At 60.5% G+C, this 19,871-nt stretch carries 22 protein-coding genes; 15 read left to right on the top strand and 7 right to left on the bottom strand.

The annotated features are described in order from the left end of the window. Positions 1-151 precede the first annotated feature (151 nt). From pcaF to ATU_RS21325, 3 genes are read right to left on the bottom strand one after another with little or no spacing between them, the layout of a single operon-like run. Positions 152-1,357, bottom strand: a complete 1,206-nt coding sequence (pcaF, locus tag ATU_RS21335) for a 3-oxoadipyl-CoA thiolase (protein ID WP_010973951.1) — start codon at positions 1,355-1,357, stop codon at positions 152-154. A gap of 10 nt (positions 1,358-1,367) precedes the next feature. Continuing rightward, on the bottom strand, positions 1,368-2,063 hold the full coding sequence (locus ATU_RS21330; protein WP_010973950.1) for a CoA transferase subunit B: 696 nt from the start codon (positions 2,061-2,063) through the stop codon (positions 1,368-1,370). Further along, a complete protein-coding gene (locus ATU_RS21325; protein ID WP_010973949.1) occupies positions 2,060-2,767 on the bottom strand; it encodes a 3-oxoacid CoA-transferase subunit A in 708 nt (235 codons plus the stop codon). The genes ATU_RS21330 and ATU_RS21325 overlap by 4 nt, the downstream gene beginning before the upstream one ends. 138 nt (positions 2,768-2,905) lie before the next feature. Here ATU_RS21325 and ATU_RS21320 point away from each other — a divergent pair, with 138 nt between their 5' ends. Next, entirely contained in the window at positions 2,906-3,667 is a 762-nt protein-coding gene (locus ATU_RS21320) for an IclR family transcriptional regulator (RefSeq protein WP_010973948.1), read from the top strand. On the opposite strand, the gene ATU_RS21315 is transcribed toward ATU_RS21320, so the two are convergent. After that, the gene (locus tag ATU_RS21315) at positions 3,637-4,560 is read right to left on the bottom strand and encodes a helix-turn-helix domain-containing protein (protein ID WP_010973947.1); all 924 of its coding nucleotides are present in this window, start codon (positions 4,558-4,560) and stop codon (positions 3,637-3,639) included. The genes ATU_RS21320 and ATU_RS21315 overlap by 31 nt on opposite strands. A 118-nt stretch (positions 4,561-4,678) precedes the next feature. On the opposite strand from ATU_RS21315, the gene pobA reads away from it, so the two are divergent. Beyond that, positions 4,679-5,851 (top strand): 4-hydroxybenzoate 3-monooxygenase, encoded by a 1,173-nt coding sequence (gene pobA / locus ATU_RS21310; protein ID WP_010973946.1) that lies wholly within the window; start codon positions 4,679-4,681, stop codon positions 5,849-5,851. Positions 5,852-5,922: 71 nt separating this feature from the next. On the opposite strand, the gene pcaQ is transcribed toward pobA, so the two are convergent. Continuing rightward, positions 5,923-6,858, bottom strand: a complete 936-nt coding sequence (gene pcaQ, locus ATU_RS21305) for a pca operon transcription factor PcaQ (protein WP_010973945.1) — start codon at positions 6,856-6,858, stop codon at positions 5,923-5,925. A gap of 95 nt (positions 6,859-6,953) precedes the next feature. On the opposite strand from pcaQ, the gene pcaD reads away from it, so the two are divergent. From pcaD to aroQ, 12 genes are all read left to right on the top strand, one after another. After that, positions 6,954-7,751 carry a 3-oxoadipate enol-lactonase gene (gene pcaD, locus ATU_RS21300; RefSeq protein WP_010973944.1) on the top strand — a complete coding sequence of 266 codons (798 nt, stop codon included), beginning with the start codon at positions 6,954-6,956 and terminating at the stop codon, positions 7,749-7,751. Between the two features lie 3 nt (positions 7,752-7,754). Then, positions 7,755-8,189 (top strand): 4-carboxymuconolactone decarboxylase, encoded by a 435-nt coding sequence (gene pcaC / locus ATU_RS21295; protein ID WP_010973943.1) that lies wholly within the window; start codon positions 7,755-7,757, stop codon positions 8,187-8,189. Further along, on the top strand, positions 8,186-8,926 hold the full coding sequence (gene pcaH, locus ATU_RS21290; RefSeq protein ID WP_010973942.1) for a protocatechuate 3,4-dioxygenase subunit beta: 741 nt from the start codon (positions 8,186-8,188) through the stop codon (positions 8,924-8,926). Before pcaC ends, pcaH begins: the two co-directional genes overlap by 4 nt. 2 nt (positions 8,927-8,928) lie before the next feature. Continuing rightward, positions 8,929-9,549 carry a protocatechuate 3,4-dioxygenase subunit alpha gene (pcaG, locus tag ATU_RS21285; protein ID WP_010973941.1) on the top strand — a complete coding sequence of 207 codons (621 nt, stop codon included), beginning with the start codon at positions 8,929-8,931 and terminating at the stop codon, positions 9,547-9,549. A gap of 12 nt (positions 9,550-9,561) precedes the next feature. Further along, entirely contained in the window at positions 9,562-10,623 is a 1,062-nt protein-coding gene (locus ATU_RS21280) for a 3-carboxy-cis,cis-muconate cycloisomerase (protein WP_010973940.1), read from the top strand. Between the two features lie 368 nt (positions 10,624-10,991). Continuing rightward, positions 10,992-11,660, top strand: coding sequence for an amino acid ABC transporter permease (locus tag ATU_RS21275; protein WP_010973939.1), 669 nt, complete (start codon positions 10,992-10,994; stop codon positions 11,658-11,660). A gap of 10 nt (positions 11,661-11,670) precedes the next feature. Beyond that, positions 11,671-12,321: an amino acid ABC transporter permease gene (locus ATU_RS21270; RefSeq protein ID WP_006316552.1), complete on the top strand. Its 651-nt coding sequence runs from the start codon at positions 11,671-11,673 to the stop codon at positions 12,319-12,321. Between the two features lie 43 nt (positions 12,322-12,364). Next, positions 12,365-13,204 (top strand): transporter substrate-binding domain-containing protein, encoded by an 840-nt coding sequence (locus ATU_RS21265; RefSeq protein ID WP_006316553.1) that lies wholly within the window; start codon positions 12,365-12,367, stop codon positions 13,202-13,204. A 36-nt stretch (positions 13,205-13,240) separates the two neighbouring features. Further along, positions 13,241-14,077 (top strand): transporter substrate-binding domain-containing protein, encoded by an 837-nt coding sequence (locus ATU_RS21260; protein WP_010973938.1) that lies wholly within the window; start codon positions 13,241-13,243, stop codon positions 14,075-14,077. A 30-nt stretch (positions 14,078-14,107) separates the two neighbouring features. After that, positions 14,108-14,869: an amino acid ABC transporter ATP-binding protein gene (locus tag ATU_RS21255; protein WP_010973937.1), complete on the top strand. Its 762-nt coding sequence runs from the start codon at positions 14,108-14,110 to the stop codon at positions 14,867-14,869. A gap of 71 nt (positions 14,870-14,940) precedes the next feature. Next, the gene (locus ATU_RS21250) at positions 14,941-15,810 is read left to right on the top strand and encodes a shikimate dehydrogenase (RefSeq protein WP_010973936.1); all 870 of its coding nucleotides are present in this window, start codon (positions 14,941-14,943) and stop codon (positions 15,808-15,810) included. Then, the gene (gene aroQ / locus ATU_RS21245; RefSeq protein ID WP_010973935.1) at positions 15,807-16,250 is read left to right on the top strand and encodes a type II 3-dehydroquinate dehydratase; all 444 of its coding nucleotides are present in this window, start codon (positions 15,807-15,809) and stop codon (positions 16,248-16,250) included. Before ATU_RS21250 ends, aroQ begins: the two co-directional genes overlap by 4 nt. Here aroQ and ATU_RS21240 read toward each other — a convergent pair. Continuing rightward, on the bottom strand, positions 16,225-16,917 hold the full coding sequence (locus ATU_RS21240; protein WP_010973934.1) for a TetR/AcrR family transcriptional regulator: 693 nt from the start codon (positions 16,915-16,917) through the stop codon (positions 16,225-16,227). The genes aroQ and ATU_RS21240 overlap by 26 nt on opposite strands. A gap of 121 nt (positions 16,918-17,038) precedes the next feature. Here ATU_RS21240 and ATU_RS21235 point away from each other — a divergent pair, with 121 nt between their 5' ends. After that, a complete protein-coding gene (locus ATU_RS21235; protein WP_010973933.1) occupies positions 17,039-18,940 on the top strand; it encodes a bifunctional sugar phosphate isomerase/epimerase/4-hydroxyphenylpyruvate dioxygenase family protein in 1,902 nt (633 codons plus the stop codon). 63 nt (positions 18,941-19,003) lie between these two features. Here ATU_RS21235 and ATU_RS21230 read toward each other — a convergent pair whose 3' ends face one another. Then, entirely contained in the window at positions 19,004-19,306 is a 303-nt protein-coding gene (locus ATU_RS21230) for a putative quinol monooxygenase (protein ID WP_010973932.1), read from the bottom strand. Between the last annotated feature and the right edge of the window lie 565 nt (positions 19,307-19,871).

Below are 19,871 nucleotides of genomic sequence, written 5' to 3'. Positions count from 1 at the left end.
AGAGTGAGAAATCATCGCCAAGTGGCCTGAATAGCCACAACCACACGTATTGAAACTGTGGCAGTGGCATTGATAACGTTTTACATCAGTATCCGCACCGCCACACGAAGGCATTCGCCCCGTATCCCGATACCGAATGCCGCTTTTCCCGTCAGACCCGCTCCAGCGCCACGGCAATACCCTGCCCGACACCGATGCACATGGTGGCGAGCGCAAGCCGTTTGCCGCTCAGCGAGAGTTCGAGCGCCGCCGTGCCGGCAATGCGGGCACCTGACATGCCGAGCGGATGGCCGAGCGCGATCGCGCCGCCATTGGCATTCACCCGCTCATCGTCATCGGCAATACCGAGTTGGCGCAGTGTGGCAAGGCCCTGGCTGGCGAAGGCCTCGTTCAGTTCGATCACGTCGAGCTGTTCCTGATTCAAGCCGAGCCGTGCCAGAAGCTTGGCCGAGGCCGGCGCTGGGCCGATGCCCATGACGCGCGGCGGCACGCCGGCGGCGGCACCGCCGAGAATGCGGGCAATCGGTGTCAGACCGTATTTTCTCGCCGCTTCCGCTGAAGCGATGATGAGGGCGGCCGCGCCGTCATTGACGCCCGACGCGTTACCCGCCGTCACCGTTGCGCCATCGCGCTTGTTGACCGGCTTCAGCTTCGCCAGCGCTTCGAGACTGGTCGCGCGCGGATGTTCGTCTTTGGCGACAACAAGCGGGTCGCCCTTACGCTGCGGGATCGTCACCGGGACGATTTCCCTGGCGAGACGGCCGTTGGTCTGCGCATCCGCCGCCTTTTGCTGGCTGCGCACGGCAAATGCATCCTGATCCTCACGCGAGACCTGATAATCGACCGCGACATTGTCGCCCGTCTCCGGCATGGAATCGACGCCATATTGCGCCTTCATCAGCGGGTTGACGAAACGCCAGCCGATGGTGGTATCGTAGATTTCGGCATTGCGCGAAAAGGCGCTTTCGGCCTTCGGCAAAACGAAGGGCGCGCGGCTCATGCTTTCCACACCACCGGCAATCATCAGTTCCGCCTCGCCCGATTTGATGGCGCGCGCAGCCGCGATAACCGCATCCATGCCCGAGCCGCACAGCCGGTTGATGGTCGTCCCGGTCACGGAAACCGGCAGGCCGGCGAGCAGCAGCGACATGCGCGCGACGTTGCGGTTGTCCTCGCCCGCCTGGTTGGCGCAGCCGAAGATCACATCCTCGACGGCCTCCCAATCGACGGAAGCGTTGCGCTCCATCAGCGCCTTCAACGGCAGCGCGCCGAGATCGTCGGCCCGCACCGGGGACAACGCGCCACCGAAGCGGCCGATGGGCGTGCGGATATAATCGCAGATATAGGCTTCGGTCATCGATGTTTCCTCAAAGTTCCGGTGCGACGAGATCGGCAACCGTGCCCTCGACATGCAGCGGCGCGCCGGTCATGGCCTGCAATTCCTCAAATGTCATCGCCGGCAGTTTTTCGCGCAGCACGAAACGGCCGTCCACCACGTCGATCACCGCATGGCTGGTATAGATGCGGGTGATGCAGCCGACGCCGGTCAGCGGGAACGCGCATTTCTCAACCAGCTTCGGTTCGCCGTTCTTGGTAACATGTTCGGTGATGACGAAGACCTGTTTGGCGCCATGCACCAGATCCATGGCCCCGCCGACGGCCGGCACGCCCTTGGAACCGACGCGCCAATTGGCGAGATCGCCGTTCTGCGCCACCTGATAGGCCCCGAGGATCGCCACATCCAGATGCCCGCCGCGCACCATGGCGAAGCTGTCGGCATGGTGGAAGAAGGCCGCACCGGGCTTCAATGTCACGGCCTTTTTGCCGGCATTAATGAGGTTCCAGTCCTCTTCACCTTCCGGCGGGGCTTCGCCGAAATTCAGGATACCGTTTTCGGTGTGGAAGATCGCCTGACGGCCGGGCGGCTGGTAACGCGCCACCATTTCGGGAAAGCCGATGCCGAGATTGACGTAAGCGCCGTCCTCGATGTCCTGCGCCGCGCGCCAGGCGATCTGGGCGTTGGAAAGCTTGATGTCTTCGCGGGTGTCGATGGTTTGGGTCATGCGTAGGCTACTCCGGCGCGAATGAGGACTTCTTCCTGTTGCGGATCGGGGATTTCCACGACGCCGTTAACGAAAATGCCTGGCGTCACGACATGCTCCGGGTCGATCTCGCCGGCAGCGACGATCCTGGAGACCTGCGCGATGGTGGTCTTTGCGGCCATGCACATCAGCGGGTTAAAATTGCGACCCGCCTTGTTGTAGGTGAGGTTGCCATAGGTATCGCCAAGCTCAGCCTTGACGATGGCGAAATCCGCCTTCAGCCAGCGTTCCTGCACATAGGAGCGGCCGTCGAATTCTGCGATGACCTTGCCATTGGCCAATTCGGTGCCGAAGCCCGTCGGGGTGTAGAAGGCGGGAATGCCAGCACCGCCGGCGCGGATGCGCTCGGCGAGCGTGCCTTGCGGCACCAGTTCCAGCTCGATTTCGCCGGCCAGATACCGGTCTGTAAAGGCGCGCGGATCGGAGGAGCGCGGGAAGGAGCAGATCATCTTTTTGACCATGCCGGCGTCGATCATCGCGGCGATGCCAATGCGGCCATTGCCGGCATTGTTGTTGATAACAGTCAGGTTCTTCGGTCCCTTGTCGATCAGCGCGTGGATCAGCTCGATCGGCGCGCCGGAGCCACCAAAACCGCCGATCATGATCGTCGCACCGTCGCCGATGCTGGAAAGCGCCTCTTCGGCGCTCTTGATTGTCTTGTCCATTCTCAAAACCTCCATCCAGCCGAGCGGATGGACCTGCAAGGCTGCGTGGCGATGAGGTAAAGCCGAAATTGCCTCGACGGCAAGGATTTTGTGCGTTATATGATTTTTGTTCGTATATCGCACAAATGGAGCTTGAGCATGGCTGTCAGTGAAAGAGACATGATGGGCGGTCTCGCCAAGGGTTTGCGGGTCATCGAGGCCTTCAGCGCCGAGCGGCCGCGGCTTTCCATCTCTGACGCCGCCGAGATTGCCGGGCTGGACCGCGCAACGACGCGGCGTTGTCTGCTGACGCTTTCGGAGCTTGGTTATGCGGCCTATGACGGCAAGTTCTTCACCGTGACGCCCAAAGTGCTGCGGCTCGGCACCGGCTGTCTGGCCACAATGCCGCTGCCGAAGATCGTGCAGCCGCTGCTAGACCGCCTCTCGGAGGAGATCGGCCAGAGCACTTCCGTTTCTATTCTGGATGAGGCCGAAATCGTTTATGTGGCGCGTGCCGCCCAGCAGCGGGTGATGTCGATTGCGCTGATGCCGGGGTCACGCCTGCCTGCCTATTGCACCTCGATGGGCAGGGTTCTTCTTGCCGCACAACCGGCTGAGCGGCGGCGCGACATTCTCGAAGCCTCCCGGCTGGTCGCCCGCACGGAAAAAACCATCACCGATATGGACGCCCTGCTCGCCGAAATCGAGGTGACCGGCCATCGCGGTTATGCGCTGATCGATCAGGAAGTCGAAATCGGCCTTCGCTCCATCGCCGTGCCGCTGAAAACCGTGCGCGGCCAGACGGTCGCCGCGCTTAATGTCGGGCTTGCCGCCTCGGTCGCCTCGATGGAGGAACTGGTGGAGCGATATTTGCCGGCGCTTCTTGCCGTTCAGCGGGAACTGGCGAGAATGCTGGTCTGAGGCGGTGTCAACCGCGCGCCCGTATCGCCCATTTTGCGCTGCTCGGCGAGACGCCAGGCGCGCGGCGTCATGCCGGTCTCCCGCTTGAAGAAGCGGTTGAAATAAGCGGGATCGGCAAACCCAAGCCCTTCCGCAATCATCTGTACGCTGGAGACCGTGAAGATCAGCTCCTGCTGGGCGATCTCGATCTGACGTTTGGCGATCAGCCGTTGCAGGCTGAGGCCGGACACCGAACGGACCAGACGGTTGAGATGCGTCTCGGAAAGGCCGAGCTTCCCTGCATAAAACCCGGCTTTCTGCGGCTCGCGAATATGGCGGGCAATCAGCGACAGCAATCGTTCGAAACGCTGCTCGGCAAGGCCTTCGCCGCTCGTTTCCAGAAGCGGCCGCGCCGCCCGTGACAGAAGCGTGACGACGGTGGCGAGCTGGCCTTCGATCATCGCGTCGCGACCGATCTCGCGGGCCTCGTATTCCGCCGATATCCGTTCGAAACCACTGCGAAGGCCGTCTTTCTCGGCAAAATCCCGTAAACGTAGAAGCACCGGCTGCTGGAAATTCCGCAGCAACAACGCCTGCACCGATGCCGGCAGCGCGCCCGGCAGCATCGTGACGATCACTCCACCGATATCGCGTGAAAAGCGGAAGCCATGTTCGAAACCCGGTGGCACGATGATGGCGACCGGCGGGCGGATCGGCTCGATGCGGCCTTCCAGCAACGCATCGCCCTCACCACCGAAAATGTACAAGATCTGCAGAAAGGCGGAATGACGGTGCAGGCCGATTTCAAAGCGGTGCAGGCTGCTTCGCGAAAAAAGCGTCTCGCAATGAAAGCGAAATTCTGTGCCCTGCGTGGCTTCCTCTCCGTAAAGACCTTCATCGGCAGTCACCCGCATCTCACCATCACTCCTCCGTGCGATGGTCGGATTGTGCAATTTACAGACAGAAAAGTCCATTGAGCTTGTGGCCGGTCTTGGTCAATTTCTTGACCGGAGACAAGTTCGGGAGGACATCATGCGTACACAGGTCGTCATCATCGGCTCCGGCCCATCGGGGCTTCTGCTTGGCCAGCTTCTGGCGGGAGCGGGTGTCGAGACCGTCATTCTCGACCGGGTCAGCAAGGATTATATCCTCGGCCGCGTTCGCGCCGGCGTGCTGGAAGAAGGCACCGTGCAGCTGATGGAAAAGGTCGGCGCGGATAAGCGTTTGCACCGGGAAGGCCTGCCGCATGACGGTTTTTCGCTGACCTTCGATGGCCGCGACCACCGTATCGATCTGTTCGATCTGACCGCCGGCAAACGCGTGATGGTTTACGGCCAGACCGAGGTGACGCATGATCTGATGGATGTGCGCGAGGCGGCAAACCTCGTGACGATCTATGACGCCGGCAATGTCGAGCCGCATGATTTTGATGGCGCAGGCCCCTATGTCACCTATCAGAAAGATGGCGTAAACCACCGGATCGATTGTGATTTCATCGCCGGTTGCGATGGCTTCCACGGGGTCAGCCGCAAATCCGTGCCTGATGGAGCGATCAAGGAGTTCGAGAAGGTCTACCCCTTCGGCTGGCTCGGCATTCTGGCCGATGTGCCGCCGGTCAACCACGAACTCATCTACGCCAACCACCCGCGCGGCTTTGCTCTCTGTTCCATGCGCTCGCACACGCGCAGCCGGTATTACATTCAATGTTCGCTGGATGACCGGCCCGAGGACTGGAGCGACGAGCGCTTCTTTGATGAAATCCGCCGCCGCCTGCCGGAAAACCATGCGGATGCCATGGTCACCGGTCCATCCTTCGAAAAATCCATCGCGCCGCTTCGGTCCTTCGTCAGCGAGCCGATGCGGTTCGGACGACTGTTTCTGGCCGGAGACGCCGCCCATATCGTGCCGCCGACGGGCGCCAAGGGCCTCAATCTCGCCGCCAGCGATGTGCATTATCTGAGCGAGGCGCTGATCGAGTTTTATCGCGACAGATCTGAAGCCGGCATTGATGCCTATTCGCAAAAAGCGCTTTCCCGCGTCTGGAAGGCCGTGCGCTTCTCCTGGTGGATGACGACGATGATGCACCGTTTTCCCGATACGGGAGATTTCGGCCAGCGCATACAGGAAGCGGAACTGGACTACCTCGTGCAATCGCGCGCCGCTTCCACGGCGCTCGCGGAGAATTATGTGGGGCTTCCTTATTGAGCGTTTTGAGGAAAAGTGTGAAGCGGTTTTCCATCCTCGGCACAAGGCCGAGGATGACGTCGAGAGTGTATTCACCCTTCAGTCCTCCCATCAAACAGCTCACCGGCTGCCTCGCGAATAGCCTGCATCAAAAGCGACAGCGGCAGCGAGGGCTGCGTATCGGCCCTGACCGTCAGCCCCACCGGGCCGCTGGTATCGCCGGTCTCGACCGGCAGGATCGCCAGAATGCCATCCGCCACATCCGCTGCCACCACGCCCTCCGAGATGATCCAGATTGCATCGCTGGTGCGCAGGAAGGCGCGGCCGAAGGCATCCGAGACGGTTTCGATGCGGATCGGCAGAGCCGGAACGCCGTTGGCGATCAAAAACTGCTCAACGACAGGGCCAATGACGGATTGCCGCGTCGGCATCAGCACCGGATATTCATGCAGGTGGTCGAACACTGAAAGGCCGGGCGATAAAAGCGGATGGCCGGCGCGCACCACGAAGCGCACCTTTTCCGAATAGAGGTGCTCGAAGGAAAAACCCGCCATTTTCTGTGGCGCGGCGAGACGCCCGACGACGAGATCGAGATCACCGACACGCAGCTGCTCCAGAAGCACGGCGTTTTCGCCTGTCACGATCTTCACCGGGCTGCCGGTCTTCTCCGCCAGAAATCCGGACATCGCCTTCGGCATGATGCGGACGGAAACCGTGGGCAGAGCCCCAACCCGCACCGGTGGGCCGGCGCGCGCCGCTTCCTGCGATACCGAATCGACCGCCTGGCGCAGCGCCGTCATCGTCGCGCCGGCATGGCGCAGGAAGACCTCGCCGTAGCGGCTGATGCGAATGCCGCGCCCCTCCCGCTCCAGCAGCGACACGCCGAGGACGTCTTCCAGCTCGCGAATGGTCTTCGTCACCGCCGGCTGGCTGACATGCAGGATTTCCGCAGCGCGGATGACGCTTTTCTGTCGCGCCACTTCCACAAAGGTCTGCAGATGCCGGAACTTGATACGCTGATCGACCATCGCTCATATAATCCACAGGTTATGATTTCCATCAATAATGTCATTTTACTTAACCGGAACAGGCTTGCAATAGTCTTCGCAGGGAGGAGCATGCCATGCATTTTCTGCGCTGCGGCGAGACTGTGATCCATTATCGCGCCAAGGGATTGGACAGCGGCAAGCCTGTGATTGCCTTCATCAATTCGCTCGGCACCGATTTCCGCATCTGGGATGCGGTTATCGAGGCGCTCGGCGATGACTATGCCTATGTCCTGCACGACAAGCGCGGCCACGGCCTTTCCGATGTCGGGCGTGCTCCCTATTCGATTGACGATCACGCCGGTGATCTGATTGCGCTTCTCGATCATCTCGAGATCAAAAGCGCCGTCATCTGGGGCCTCTCGGTCGGTGGTCTCATTGCGCAGGGACTTTATGCGCGACGGCCCGATCTCGTCCGCGCTTTGCTGCTCAGCAATACCGCTCACAGGATCGGCACGACTGAGATGTGGAATGCCCGGATCGACAAGATCGCCGCCGATGGCCTCGCCTCGCTAGTCGATCCCGTCATGGAGCGCTGGTTCACGCCCGCCTTCCGCCAGCGTGAGAATGCCGCCTATGCCGGCGCGCGCAACATGCTCTCGCAACAGCCTGAAGCGGGTTATAGCGGCACCTGCGCCGCCATCCGTGATGCGGATTTTACCGAACAGGCCGGGCGTATCGCCGTGCCGGCGCTCTGTATTGCGGGTGATCAGGACGGTTCCACACCACCGGAACTGGTGCAATCGCTGGCGGGTCTCATCCCCAAGAGCCGTTTCGTCACCATCGCCGGCTGTGGCCACATTCCCTGCCTTGAACAGCCGCTGGTCTATGCACAGGCGGCCTCCATTTTTCTGAAGACCTTGCCGGAGCATTGACCGATGGCGGACCATATCGACAAGAACGAACGTTTCGAACAGGGCATGAAAACCCGCCGCGCGGTGCTGGGCGACGCCCATGTCAACCGCGCGCAGACCATGACGTCCGACTTCGACCAGCCTTTCCAGCAGCTCATCACCGAAGGTGCATGGGGCACGGTCTGGTCCGGCAACCACTTCACGAAGCGCGAACGCTCGATCGTCACCATCGCCCTGCTGGCGGCGCTGGGGCAGGATGAGGAACTGGCCATGCATGTGCGCGCCACCGTCAATACCGGCGCCACGGAAGCGGATATTCGCGAGGCGCTGCTGCATGTGGCGATCTATGCCGGCGTGCCCGCCGCCAACCACGCTTTCAAGATCGCCAAGCTTGCCCTGGTCAGCATGAAGACCGATAGTTCCACTGATAATTCTGGCAATGGGGAGGAGACGAAATGAGCAACCAACCGCCTGAAACCGGGCCGTTCTTCGCGCGCAACCGCGATATTCACCCGCTGGCCTATGCGCCCGGCTACAAGACGTCGATCCTTCGCTCACCGCAGCGCGCGCTGATTTCGCTTGAGGGCACCAAGAGCGAGATTACCGGCCCCGTTTTCGGCCATGGCGTGCTCAACCCGCTGGATAACGACCTCATCCTCAACTATGCCCGCCCCGGCGAAATGCCCGTCGGCCCGCGTATTCTGGTCCATGGCCGGGTGCTGGACGAGCGTGGCCGCGGCGTGGATGGCGCATTGGTGGAGTTCTGGCAGGCCAATGCCGGCGGCCGTTATCGTCACAAGAAGGAAAGTTATCTCGCCGCCATCGATCCGAATTTCGGCGGCGTCGGCCGCACGATTACGGATGAGAACGGCTACTACTGGTTCAAGACCATCCAGCCGGGCGCTTACCCCTGGCCAAACGGCGTCAATGACTGGCGCCCGGCCCATATCCATTTCTCGGTCTTCGGCCATGGCTTTGCCCAGCGGCTGATCACCCAGATGTATTTCGAAGGCGATCCGCTGATCTGGAAATGTCCGATCGTCAAGACCATTCCAGACGAGGATGCGATCAAAAGACTGATAGCGCCGCTGGACATGAATGCGGCGCTGCCGATGGATATGCTGGCCTATAAGTTCGATATCGTTCTGCGCGGCCGCCGCTCGACCCTTTTCGAAAACCGCATGGAGGGCAACTGACCATGGTTCAGCCGCTCAACTATTTCAAAGAGACCGCCTCGCAGACGGCAGGCCCCTATGTGCATATCGGCTGCACACCGAATTTCGTCGGCATCGAAGGCGTGTTCGAAAAGGATCTCGGCTCCGGTCCGCTTTATAACGACAAGGCCCGTGGCGAACGCATCAGCGTGCGCGGCACGGTCTATGACGGTGCGGGCATGGCGCTGAAGGACGCGCTGATCGAGATCTGGCAGGCCGATACCGACGGCTATTACAACAGCCCCAGCGAAACCCGCGGCAAGGCCGATCCGAACTTCATCGGCTGGGGCCGCTCGCCGGGCGACATGGATACGGGCGAATTCATTTTCGAGACGATCAAGCCGGGTACCGTGCCATTCCGCGATGGCCGCCCGATGGCGCCGCACATCACCTTCTGGATTGTTGCCCGCGGCATCAATATCGGCCTACAGACCCGCATGTATTTCCCGGAAGAACAGGAAGCCAATGCGGCCGACCCGGTTCTTGCCCGTGTCGAGCAGAAAAGCCGCATCGCCACGCTTGTCGCCCAAAAGGAGGAAGGCAACGTCTATCGTTTCGATATCCGCCTTCAGGGCGAAGGCGAAACCGTGTTTTTCGATATCTGAGCGAGACGGAAGATGAGCCTTTCCCCCTTCGAGCACCCGTTCCTGTCAGGCCTTTTCGGCGATAGCGAAATTGTCGAGCTGTTTTCGGCAAGGGCGGATATCGACGCCATGATCCGTTTCGAAACGGCGCTGGCGCAGGCGCAGGTGGGAACAGGCATCATCTCCGAGGACGTCGCGAAGGCAATCGTCTCGGGGCTTTCGGAGTTTGCCGCCGATATGACCGCCCTTCGCCATGGCGTCGCCAAAGACGGCGTGGTGGTGCCTGAACTCGTGCGGCAGATGCGGGCAGCCGTCGCCGGCAAGGCGGCGGAAAAGGTGCATTTCGGCGCAACCAGCCAGGATGTCATCGATACCAGCCTGATGCTGCGGCTGAAAATGGCGACGGAAATCATCGCCGCCCGGCTCGGCCGGCTCATCGATGCGCTCGGAGACATCGCCGCCCGCGATGGCCATAACGCGCTCACCGGTTATACCCGCATGCAGGCCGCCATCGGTATCACGGTGGCCGATCGCGCGGCGAGCTGGATCGCGCCGCTTGAGCGCCACCTGCTCAGGCTCGAAACCTTCGCGCAGAGCGGTTTTGCCCTGCAATTCGGCGGTGCCGCCGGAACGTTGGAAAAGCTCGGCGACAATGCCGGAGCCGTGCGGGCCGATCTCGCCATGCGGCTCGGCCTTGCCGACAAACAGCAATGGCAAAGCCAGCGCGACGGCATCGCCGAATTCGGCAATATTCTCTCGCTCGTGACAGGGACGCTGGGCAAGTTCGGGCAGGATATCGCGCTGATGGCCGAGATCGGTACGGAAATCCGTCTATCCGGCGGCGGCGGTTCTTCCGCCATGCCGCACAAGCAGAATCCGGTCAATGCCGAAACGCTGGCAGCGCTTGCCCGCTTTAATGCCGTGCAGATCTCCGCGCTGCACCAGTCGCTCGTGCATGAACAGGAACGGTCCGGCGCGGGCTGGATGCTGGAATGGCTGTCGCTTCCGCAAATGGTGACGGCAACGGGTGCCTCGCTGCTGATCGCCGAACGGCTGGCAGCGCAGATAGACAGGCTCGGTACGAACGGCAACTAGCCGCAGGCGGGTTCGTTTTGATCGCATGAAGGGGTTTCCGGCACTGCCAGACGGCGTGCCGGAGGCGGGTTGACCGCGCGTGGAAAGCGCTTGCGGTTTCACACCTTAGCCATTGATAAAAAACACTTTATTCTAAAATTCAAGAAACGAAAAAACAACGCGAAAGCTGTTTTTTAACCGGACATAATGCTTGACACAAAAATGAACTAACTGGTACAAACATTATGATTAACACCATACCGGCGAGGAAGGCTCAATGCCTGCGGCGGCAGGAGCACATAAAATGGAGGGCTTTGGCGCCGCAAGGTTCCAGAGCAATGCGGACAAGGCAAAAAGCCTGTCCGGACCCGAACGGGTTGGGAGGAAGAATGTCTTACAGTCTCGATTTTTCGGCGGTCATAGAGCGCCTGCCCGAGCTGCTTTTGGCCTGTCTTGCGACAATCGGCCTGGCGATTGCCGGCATGTCGCTCGCCACAGTCCTCGGCGTTCTGGGCGTCGTTGCCCGCCGTTCACGCTTCAAGCTGCTGCGCGGCCTCGTCATCGGTTTTGTGGAAGCCATCCGCAACACGCCGTTTCTGGTGCAGATATTCTTCATCTTCTTCGCCCTGCCGCAGATCGGCATCAAGCTCAACCCAACCGTGACCGCCATCATCGCGCTTGCTCTCAACGGCGGCGCCTATGCGATTGAAATCATTCGCGGCGGCGTCGATTCCATTCCCAAGGGCCAGGTGGAGGCGGGACTGGCGCTCGGCCTGCACCGCGCGCAGATTTTCCGCCATATTATCCTGAAGCCGGCGCTGCGGGCGGTTTATCCCTCGCTCACCAGCCAGTTCATCATGCTGACGCTGACCACCTCGGTCTGCACCTCGATCGCGGCTTACGAACTGACATCGGTGGCGCAGAAGATCGAGGCGGATACGTTCCGTTCCTTCGAGGTCTATTTCTCGATCACGCTGCTTTATCTGGTCATTTCCTCGCTGATGATGGGCATTTTCGCGCTCATCTCGCGCGCATCCTTCAGCTATCCGGTCAAGTGAGGAAAAGACAATGGCATCAATCGGTCCCAACGAACTCTTCTTCCTGATGCAAGGCCTGAAATGGACCCTTGCGCTGACCTTGATCGGCTTCATAGGCGGCGGTGTCTTCGGCCTTTGCGTGGCGCTGGCCCGCGTCGCGGACAGCCCGGCAATCCAGCGTGCGAGCATGGCTTTCATCGCCGTTTTCCAGGGCACGCCGCTCCTGATGCAGCTTTTCGTGGTTTATTACGGCGTGGCGCTTGCGGGCCTCAACGTCGATGCCTGGATCGCGGTCGCCATTGCCTTTACCCTGCATGCCAGCGCCTTCCTCGGCGAAATCTGGCGCGGCGGCATCCAGGCAGTGCCGAAGGGCCAGACCGAGGCTGCCAATGCGCTCGGCCTGCATTACGTGTCACGCATGAAGGACGTGGTTCTGCCGCAGGCCTTCAAGATTTCGCTGCCGGCCACCATCGGTTTCCTCGTGCAGCTCATCAAGGGCACCTCGCTTGCGGCAATCGTCGGCTTCGTCGAGCTGTCGCGCGCCGGCCAGATCGTCTCCAACCAGACGTTCCGTCCGCTCACCGTCTTCGCCATCGTCGGCATCATTTATTTCCTGATCTGCTGGCCGCTTTCCCTGTGGGGCGCCGGCGTTGAAAAGCGGCTGCAGGCCGCATCCCGCTAATCGTCAAAAATCATCTCATCAGCTTTGTAAGGAGGAGCAAAAGATGAAAACTACCAACATGAAATTCTCACGCCGCGCCCTGCTCGCGCTCGCCGCAGCAACCGTCGCCCTGCCCTTTGTCGCGCCGGTCGATGCTTCCGCCGCCACGGTGGAAGAAGCCAAGGCCAAGGGCAAGGTCGTCATCGGCATTCAGGGCGATAATTCGCCATGGGGCTTCGTCAATTCCAGCGGCGTGCAGGATGGTCTGGATGCCGATATCGGCAAGGCCTTTGCCGACTATCTCGGCGTGAAGGTGGAATTCGTGCCGCTCGCCGTGGCCAACCGCATCCCGGCACTTTTGACCGGCAAGGTCGACGTGCTTTTCGCCACCATGGCCATGACCGCAGAACGCGCCAAGAGCATCCAATACTCCAAGCCCTACGTCGGCAACGTGTTTTCCGTCTACGGTCCGAAAGACAAGAAGATCGCCGGTTTTGACGATCTGACCAGCCTCAACGTCGGCGTGCCGAAATCGAGCGCCATGGATACGGCCATCACCGCCGGCGCGGGTTCCAAGGCCAATATTCTGCGCTTCGACGATGACGCCGCCAATATTCAGGCGCTGATTTCCGGCCAGGTCGAAGCGGTTGGCGGCAACATGTTTTATGGCGACCGGCTAAACAAGGCGGCCGAAGGTAAATACGAGTCGAAGTTCGATCTGACGACGATGTATAACGGCGCCGGCACACGTCCTGGCGAAAAGGACTGGAACGAGACCATCAACGCCTTCCTCGACAAGATCAAGTCGGATGGCCAGCTCGCAAAGATCTACGACAAGTGGATGAAGCGAGATATTCCGGCCTTCCCGGAAAGCCTGCCGGACATTCCTTTCACCGTGAAGTGAAGGATTGGACGAGGCTGAGATTGGGAGGAGTAACCAATGGCAATCTTTGAGACAAAGACACGTTGGCGGACGGCCCTCGCAGTCGGATTGGCAGCGCTGCTGCCGATCCTGACACCCGCAGGGGCAGACGCCCGGACGCTGGAAGAGGCAAAATCCAGCGGCAAGATCGTGATCGGCATCCAAGGCGACAACGCGCCCTGGGGCTTCATCAATTCATCCGGTGTGCAGGAAGGCTACGATGCCGACCTGGCCAGGGGGTTTGCGGACTATCTTGGACTGAAAGTGGAGTTCGTGCCGCTTGCCGTCGCCAACCGCATTCCGTCGCTGCGCACCGGCAAGGTCGACGCCCTGTTCGCGTCGATGGGGATGACACCGGAACGTGCCAAGAACGTGCAATATGCACAGCCTTACGCGCATAACGTCATGTCGGTTTACGCCACCAAGGACAAGAAGATCGCCAATTTCGACGATCTGACCGGAATGACCGTCGGCGCACCGAAATCCAGCCCGATGGACACAGCCTTGACCGCCGGCGCGGGTACGAAAGCGAATATCCTTCGTTTCGATGACGACGCCGCCACCATTCAGGCGATCCTGTCGGGCCAGATCGAGGCGATCGGCGGCAACCAGTTTTATGGTGACCGCCTCGCGGCAGCCGGCGGCAAGGATTACGAGGTGAAGTTCGACCTCGTGACCCTCTACAACAGCGCCGCCACGCGCCCGGGTGAAAAGGACTGGAACGAAGCGCTCAACGCCTGGCTCGACAAGGCCAAGGCCAATGGCGACCTCGCAAAAGTCTATGCCAAATGGATGAAGCGCCCGGTTCCGGACTTCCCGGCCTCGCTTCCCGACATTCCCTACACCATCAACTAAACGCCGCTGCAAAGCATGAAGGAAAGTTCCATGTCGCAATCCTCCGCCGCACAGGCTCCGCTGATCGCCCTTGAAGGGGTTGGAAAGTGGTATGGAGCCTTCCATGCGCTTAAAGGCGTCAACATGACGGTTCGCAAAGGCGAAAAGATCGTTCTTTGCGGCCCGTCCGGTTCGGGCAAATCCACCCTCATCCGCTGCATCAACCATCTGGAGGAAATCCAGGAGGGCAAGATCACCGTCGAGGGCACCACGCTGTCGGATTCCAGCCGCGCCATCGATGCGGTTCGCCGCGAAGTGGGCATGGTGTTCCAGAGCTTCAATCTCTTCCCGCACAAGACCATCATGGAAAACTGTACCCTTGCCCCGATGCGGGTGAAGGGTCTCTCCAAGGCCGATGCGGAGGCGACGGCGCGCAAATATCTGGACCGCGTACGCATCCTCAACCAGGCCGACAAATACCCGGCACAGCTTTCCGGCGGCCAGCAGCAGCGTGCGGCCATCGCCCGGGCGCTATGCATGGAACCGAAAGCCATGCTGTTCGACGAGCCGACTTCGGCACTCGACCCGGAAATGGTGAAGGAAGTGCTCGACACCATGATCGGCCTTGCCCGCGACGGCATGACGATGATCTGCGTGACCCATGAAATGGGTTTCGCCCGCCAGGTGGCCGACCGCGTGGTCTTCATGTCGGAAGGCGAGATCATCGAGGAAGGCCCGCCGGAAGAATTCTTCCGCGATCCCAAGCACCAGCGCACGCGCACGTTCCTCGGCGAAATTCTCGCCCACCACTGAGGTTCGCGCGCTCTTAAGGCGGGCGGGATCGTCCCGCCTCTCCCACACCGTCCGATGAGCGACACCTGATCATGACAGAAAAAACCGCCTACAAGGTCGGCCTGATAGGCGCCGACATCCAGCTTTCCAAATCGCCCGCGCTGCATATGCGTGAGGGTGCGGCCCATGGCCTCGACTATTCCTACGAGCTTGTGGATGTCACCGCCCGCAAACTGCCGCAGAGTAGCCTTCCCGCTCTTCTCGACGAGCTGGAGGCGCGCGGTTTTGCCGGGACGAACATCACCCATCCTTTCAAGCAGGCCGTTATTCCGCATCTGCACGAACTCTCCGACGACGCCCGCATGTTGGGCGCGGTCAACACCGTTGTCTTCCGGGATGGACGCCGCATCGGCCACAATACCGACTGGTACGGTTTTTACGAAAGCTTCGTGCGCGGCCTGCCGGATGCAAAACGCGACCGGGCACTTCTGGTCGGCGCAGGTGGCGCCGGCGTTGCGGTGGCCCATGCCGCGTTGAAGCTCGATATTATCAGGCTGGATATCTTCGACCGGGATTTTCCAAGAGCCGAACGTCTCGCCGACGAGCTCAATGCCCGTTTTGGTGAAGGCCGCGCCTTCGCGGTGAAGGACCCGGCCGACTCGCTGCCCTTTGCCGATGGCCTGATCCATGCCACGCCGATGGGCATGCCCGCGCATCCCGGCATGCCGGTTGCGGCCGAGCTGATCGAACAAAAGCACTGGGTCGCCGATATCGTCTATATGCCGCTGGTGACCGAGCTTCTGGCGACTGCGGCCAGCAAGGGATGCCGAACCCTGCCCGGCGGCGGCATGACCGTGTTCCAGGCCGTCGGCGCATTTCGCCTCTTTTGCGGCCGCGAGCCGGATGCGAAACGCATGACGGCGCATTTCACAGAACTTTGCATGGCGGAGGGCGTGGCATGAGCCTTTTCACAATCCTCAATGGTCCGAACCTCAATTTGCTCGGCCAGCGCCAGCCGGAGATTTACGGCTACGAGACGCTCGCCGATGTCGAGGCCGATTGCCGTGCCATCGCTGAAGCCGCCGGCCACGAGCTGTTTTTTGCCCAGAGCAACCGGGAATATGAGCTGATCGACTGGATCCACGAAGCCCGCGGCAAGTCCGCGGGCATCGTCATCAATCCGGGCGCCTTTACCCATACGTCGGTGGCGATCCTCGATGCGCTGAACGCCTTCGAGGCGCCGGTAATCGAAGTCCATATTTCCAACATCCACAAACGCGAGGTCTTCCGGCACCATTCCTATGTGTCGACCCGTGCCGAAGGCGTGATCGCCGGTCTTGGCATCGAAGGTTATGGGGTGGCGCTACGCCACCTCATCAACCTTTTTTCCCGATCCTCGTAATATGCTCGGGCTTCAGCACATAGCGCAGCAACATCTCCGCCACATGTGCGGACAGCGCTTCCTGGCCGGCCTCACTGAAAAGCGTATCGCCAAAATTGAACGAAAAAGTTTCGGTGTTCGAGACGTTGTAAAAAGACAGTGCACTGATCTGCCAATGCAGTTCAAGAGCGTCCAGTCCCGGCCGGAACAGGCCGGTATCCTGCCCGCGCTTCAATATTCGCCGCATGATTTCGATGGCGGGCCGGTTGACGTTGCGGATCGCCTCCGAAACCCTGATGTGCCTGCCGTGGTGAATATTCTCCGTCATGACCATCCGGACGAAAGCGGGGTTGCGACGGTGATGCTCGAAGGTGAACCGACAGAGCTTTTCCAGTGCGGCAATTGGCTCCAGATCATCCAGCTCAAGGTTGCCTTCGCCGCCGCGCACCTGCGCATAGGCCTCCTCCAGGACGCGTTTGTAGAGGCCTTCCTTGTCGCCGAAATAATAATAGATCATGCGCTTGGACGTGCGCGTGCGCGCCGCGATCTCATCGATGCGCGCGCCGGAGAGGCCATTCTGCGAAAACTCATCCATGGCGACGGAAAGAATGTCGCGGCGAACTCCTTCCGGATCGCGCTTCGCCTGCCGGCTTTCTCGGGTTGCGTTCGAAGTCGCGCTTTTGGTCATCATCCATTCCATCGGTGCGGCGGCGGCCTGCGGTCACGCCCTGCTTATTAACCAATTAGTACATAAGGCTGAAAAGGAAGGCAATATGGCGAGCTATGACACAGGAAGACACGGCATGCCAATGCGCACATCCATCGCAACCGTGTCGATCAGCGGCGAGTTCCCCGAAAAGCTGGCGGCCATCGCCAAGGCCGGCTTTTCCGGCGTGGAGATTTTCGAGAATGATTTCCTGACCTATGACGCCTCCCCGCGCGAGGTGAAGGCGCTTGCCGCCGATCACGGGCTTGATATCACCCTCTTCCAGCCGTTCCGCGATTTCGAGGGCATGCCGGAACCGCACCGCGCCCGCGCCTTCGAGAGGGCTGAGCGGAAATTCGATATCATGGGCGAACTCGGCACCGATCTGATGCTGATCTGCTCGAATGTCTCTCAGGTCTCGCTCGGCGGCATCGACCGCGCTGCGGCCGATTTCCATGAGCTCGGTGAACTGGCCGCAAAACATGGCGTGCGCGTCGGTTACGAGGCACTGGCCTGGGGCCGCCATATCAGCGATCACCGCGATGCCTGGGAGGTGGTGCGCCGTGCCGATCACGCCAATGTCGGGATCATTCTCGACAGTTTCCACACGCTGTCGCGCAAGATCGACCCCAATTCGATCCGCTCCATTCCGGGCGACAAGATCTTCATCGTGCAGCTGGCCGATGCGCCGCTGATCGACATGGACCTGCTCTACTGGAGCCGCCATTTCCGCAACATGCCGGGTGAAGGCGATCTGCCTGTCGTGGACTTCATGCGCGCCGTGGCCGCGACGGGTTATAGCGGCCCGCTGTCGCTGGAAATCTTCAACGACCAGTTCCGCGGCGGCTCCGCCCGGCTACTTGCCGAAGATGGCCACCGCTCGCTGATCAACCTCATGGACCAGGTGCGGCGGCTCGAACCCGATATCCGCATCGACGTGCCTGCCATGCCGGAACGGGTTGAGACGCAGGGTGTGGAATTTGTCGAGTTCAGCACGGCACCGGAGGAAAAGGCCAATCTGGAGGTGCTGCTTGCCACGCTTGGTTTTGAAAAATCGGCGCAGCACCGCAACCGCGCGGTCGATCTTTATACGCAGGGCGATATCCGTATCGTCATCAATACCAGCGATGACGGCGACAGCTTCGCCGGTGCCTCCTATTCGATCCACGGTACCAATGCCTATGCCTTCGGGCTGAAGGTCGACGATGCCCAGGCGGCGCTGGCGCGGGCCGAAGCGCTCGGCGCGCCGACCTTTGCAGAACCTCGCAACACAGGCGAAGTCGCCGTTCCCGCCATTCAGGGCGTCGGCAATGGCGTCATCTATTTCCTCGATGCTTCACCGGCGCTCGCCTCCATCTGGGACAAGGAATTCGTGCCAACGCAGGGGCAGAAGGCGATGAGCGATGCCGGCCTGACGCGCGTCGATCATCTCGCGCAAACAACGCATTATGATGAAATGCTGACCTGGCTTCTGTTCTACACCTCGCTGTTTTCCTCCCGCCGCACCCCGATGATCGATGTGGTCGATCCCGGCGGGCTGGTGCGCAGTCAGGCGATTGAAAGCGTGCCGGCAGCGAATTTCCGCCTCACCATGAACGGTGCGGACAATCGCAAGACCTTCGCCGGCAAATTTCTGGCGGAGGGTTTCGGCAGCAGCATCCAGCACATCGCTTTTGCCACCGACGATATTTTCGCCACGGCCAAGGCAATGCAGGCGCGCGGTTTTCACGCCCTGCCGATCTCGCGCAATTATTACGACGATCTGGAAGCCCGCTTCGGGCTGGAGCCGGAATTTTCCGATGCCCTGCGAGAAGCAAGCATTCTTTATGACCGGGACGACAGCGGCGAATATTTCCAGATCTACAGCCGCACCTTCGGTGAGGGCTTCTTCTTCGAGGTCATCGAAAGGCGTGGCGCTTACGGCGGTTATGGCGCCATGAACGCCCCCTTCCGCATCGCCGCGCAACGACGCCTTGCGCCGCCGGTCGGCATGCCGAAGGAATAAGTCCCGGCACAGCAATTCGATCGGGCCGCAGCCGGCAGAAATGCCGCTGCGGCCCGTTTTCGTTCAAGGCAAGGTCGTTATTTCATAGTCGCGCGGAATGGCGGAGGTCGCCTTAAACCAGGCAGATGCCCGCGTCCGCTGCTGATGAAAATCAAAGGCAGGACGATCGGTAAAAAGCTCCTCCACCCGCCAGACCAGCGGATCGTCGGTCTGGGACACCTCGAAAGAAATGCAACCGGGTTCCGCTCTGGTCAGGCGAATATGGTCGGGAAGATGCTGCCGCACCAGTTCAACATCATCTTCTGACAAGCACCGTAGAAAACCGCTCAACCTGACCGCGCCTGCCTTGTTGTTCATGCCTGACATTCCATTCCTCGTCGCCCACGCCTCGGGCAGCGCTCTAGGCGCTCCCCCAATTGCAATGGAACGTGGATATCGCCACGCTCCTCAGCTTTGCAAACTATAAATTTATCCGTTTGCCTGCGCATAGGAAGACGGCCCTTAACGACAACGATTCTGCGACATAGGCATCTTTACGGAGCATTCGGTGCAAATCCGCGCTCAAAATCGATGCGCTTGCACATTTGTAGAGCAGTACACAAAAATTGTTCAACACTCTGGACATGATTGTTCTGTTTTGTTAGCTTTTTCGGCAAAACAAGGGTGGGGGAATAAAGTTTCATGCGCATCGTGGAATCGGCGGCCGACGCAAATTATCCTGATGAGACCTGCAAGGTCATCAGCCGCGCTTCCGTGGCATCGCGGGCTTTGAATTGCCCGGCGGCGTCCAGGGCGCCTTCCACCGGCAAAGCGGCCTGAAACATGCAGTCCCTCGTGACATCCCCGTCCTGTCCGCATGGTGCCGCCCGGCGCATGCCTGCCTGCGACCCTTTCCCCTTTTCCATTTCAGATGACTGCGCCAGAATTGCCG

Origin of the sequence: Agrobacterium fabrum str. C58 (assembly GCF_000092025.1) — a bacterium.
GTDB classification, from domain to species: Bacteria; Pseudomonadota; Alphaproteobacteria; order Rhizobiales; family Rhizobiaceae; genus Agrobacterium; species Agrobacterium fabrum.
Note: the sequence above shows the minus strand (reverse complement) of the source record. Positions and strands in the feature narration are given on the sequence as shown.

Coding starts and splice junctions, on each gene's coding strand:
- pcaF (WP_010973951.1), bottom strand. CDS start 1,357: ATGACCGAAGCCTATATCTGCGATTATATCCGCACGCCCATCGGCCGC.
- ATU_RS21330 (WP_010973950.1), bottom strand. CDS start 2,063: ATGACCCAAACCATCGACACCCGCGAAGACATCAAGCTTTCCAACGCC.
- ATU_RS21325 (WP_010973949.1), bottom strand. CDS start 2,767: ATGGACAAGACAATCAAGAGCGCCGAAGAGGCGCTTTCCAGCATCGGC.
- ATU_RS21320 (WP_010973948.1), top strand. CDS start 2,906: ATGGCTGTCAGTGAAAGAGACATGATGGGCGGTCTCGCCAAGGGTTTG.
- ATU_RS21315 (WP_010973947.1), bottom strand. CDS start 4,560: ATGCGGGTGACTGCCGATGAAGGTCTTTACGGAGAGGAAGCCACGCAG.
- pobA (WP_010973946.1), top strand. CDS start 4,679: ATGCGTACACAGGTCGTCATCATCGGCTCCGGCCCATCGGGGCTTCTG.
- pcaQ (WP_010973945.1), bottom strand. CDS start 6,858: ATGGTCGATCAGCGTATCAAGTTCCGGCATCTGCAGACCTTTGTGGAA.
- pcaD (WP_010973944.1), top strand. CDS start 6,954: ATGCATTTTCTGCGCTGCGGCGAGACTGTGATCCATTATCGCGCCAAG.
- pcaC (WP_010973943.1), top strand. CDS start 7,755: ATGGCGGACCATATCGACAAGAACGAACGTTTCGAACAGGGCATGAAA.
- pcaH (WP_010973942.1), top strand. CDS start 8,186: ATGAGCAACCAACCGCCTGAAACCGGGCCGTTCTTCGCGCGCAACCGC.
- pcaG (WP_010973941.1), top strand. CDS start 8,929: ATGGTTCAGCCGCTCAACTATTTCAAAGAGACCGCCTCGCAGACGGCA.
- ATU_RS21280 (WP_010973940.1), top strand. CDS start 9,562: ATGAGCCTTTCCCCCTTCGAGCACCCGTTCCTGTCAGGCCTTTTCGGC.
- ATU_RS21275 (WP_010973939.1), top strand. CDS start 10,992: ATGTCTTACAGTCTCGATTTTTCGGCGGTCATAGAGCGCCTGCCCGAG.
- ATU_RS21270 (WP_006316552.1), top strand. CDS start 11,671: ATGGCATCAATCGGTCCCAACGAACTCTTCTTCCTGATGCAAGGCCTG.
- ATU_RS21265 (WP_006316553.1), top strand. CDS start 12,365: ATGAAAACTACCAACATGAAATTCTCACGCCGCGCCCTGCTCGCGCTC.
- ATU_RS21260 (WP_010973938.1), top strand. CDS start 13,241: ATGGCAATCTTTGAGACAAAGACACGTTGGCGGACGGCCCTCGCAGTC.
- ATU_RS21255 (WP_010973937.1), top strand. CDS start 14,108: ATGTCGCAATCCTCCGCCGCACAGGCTCCGCTGATCGCCCTTGAAGGG.
- ATU_RS21250 (WP_010973936.1), top strand. CDS start 14,941: ATGACAGAAAAAACCGCCTACAAGGTCGGCCTGATAGGCGCCGACATC.
- aroQ (WP_010973935.1), top strand. CDS start 15,807: ATGAGCCTTTTCACAATCCTCAATGGTCCGAACCTCAATTTGCTCGGC.
- ATU_RS21240 (WP_010973934.1), bottom strand. CDS start 16,917: ATGACCAAAAGCGCGACTTCGAACGCAACCCGAGAAAGCCGGCAGGCG.
- ATU_RS21235 (WP_010973933.1), top strand. CDS start 17,039: ATGCGCACATCCATCGCAACCGTGTCGATCAGCGGCGAGTTCCCCGAA.
- ATU_RS21230 (WP_010973932.1), bottom strand. CDS start 19,306: ATGTCAGGCATGAACAACAAGGCAGGCGCGGTCAGGTTGAGCGGTTTT.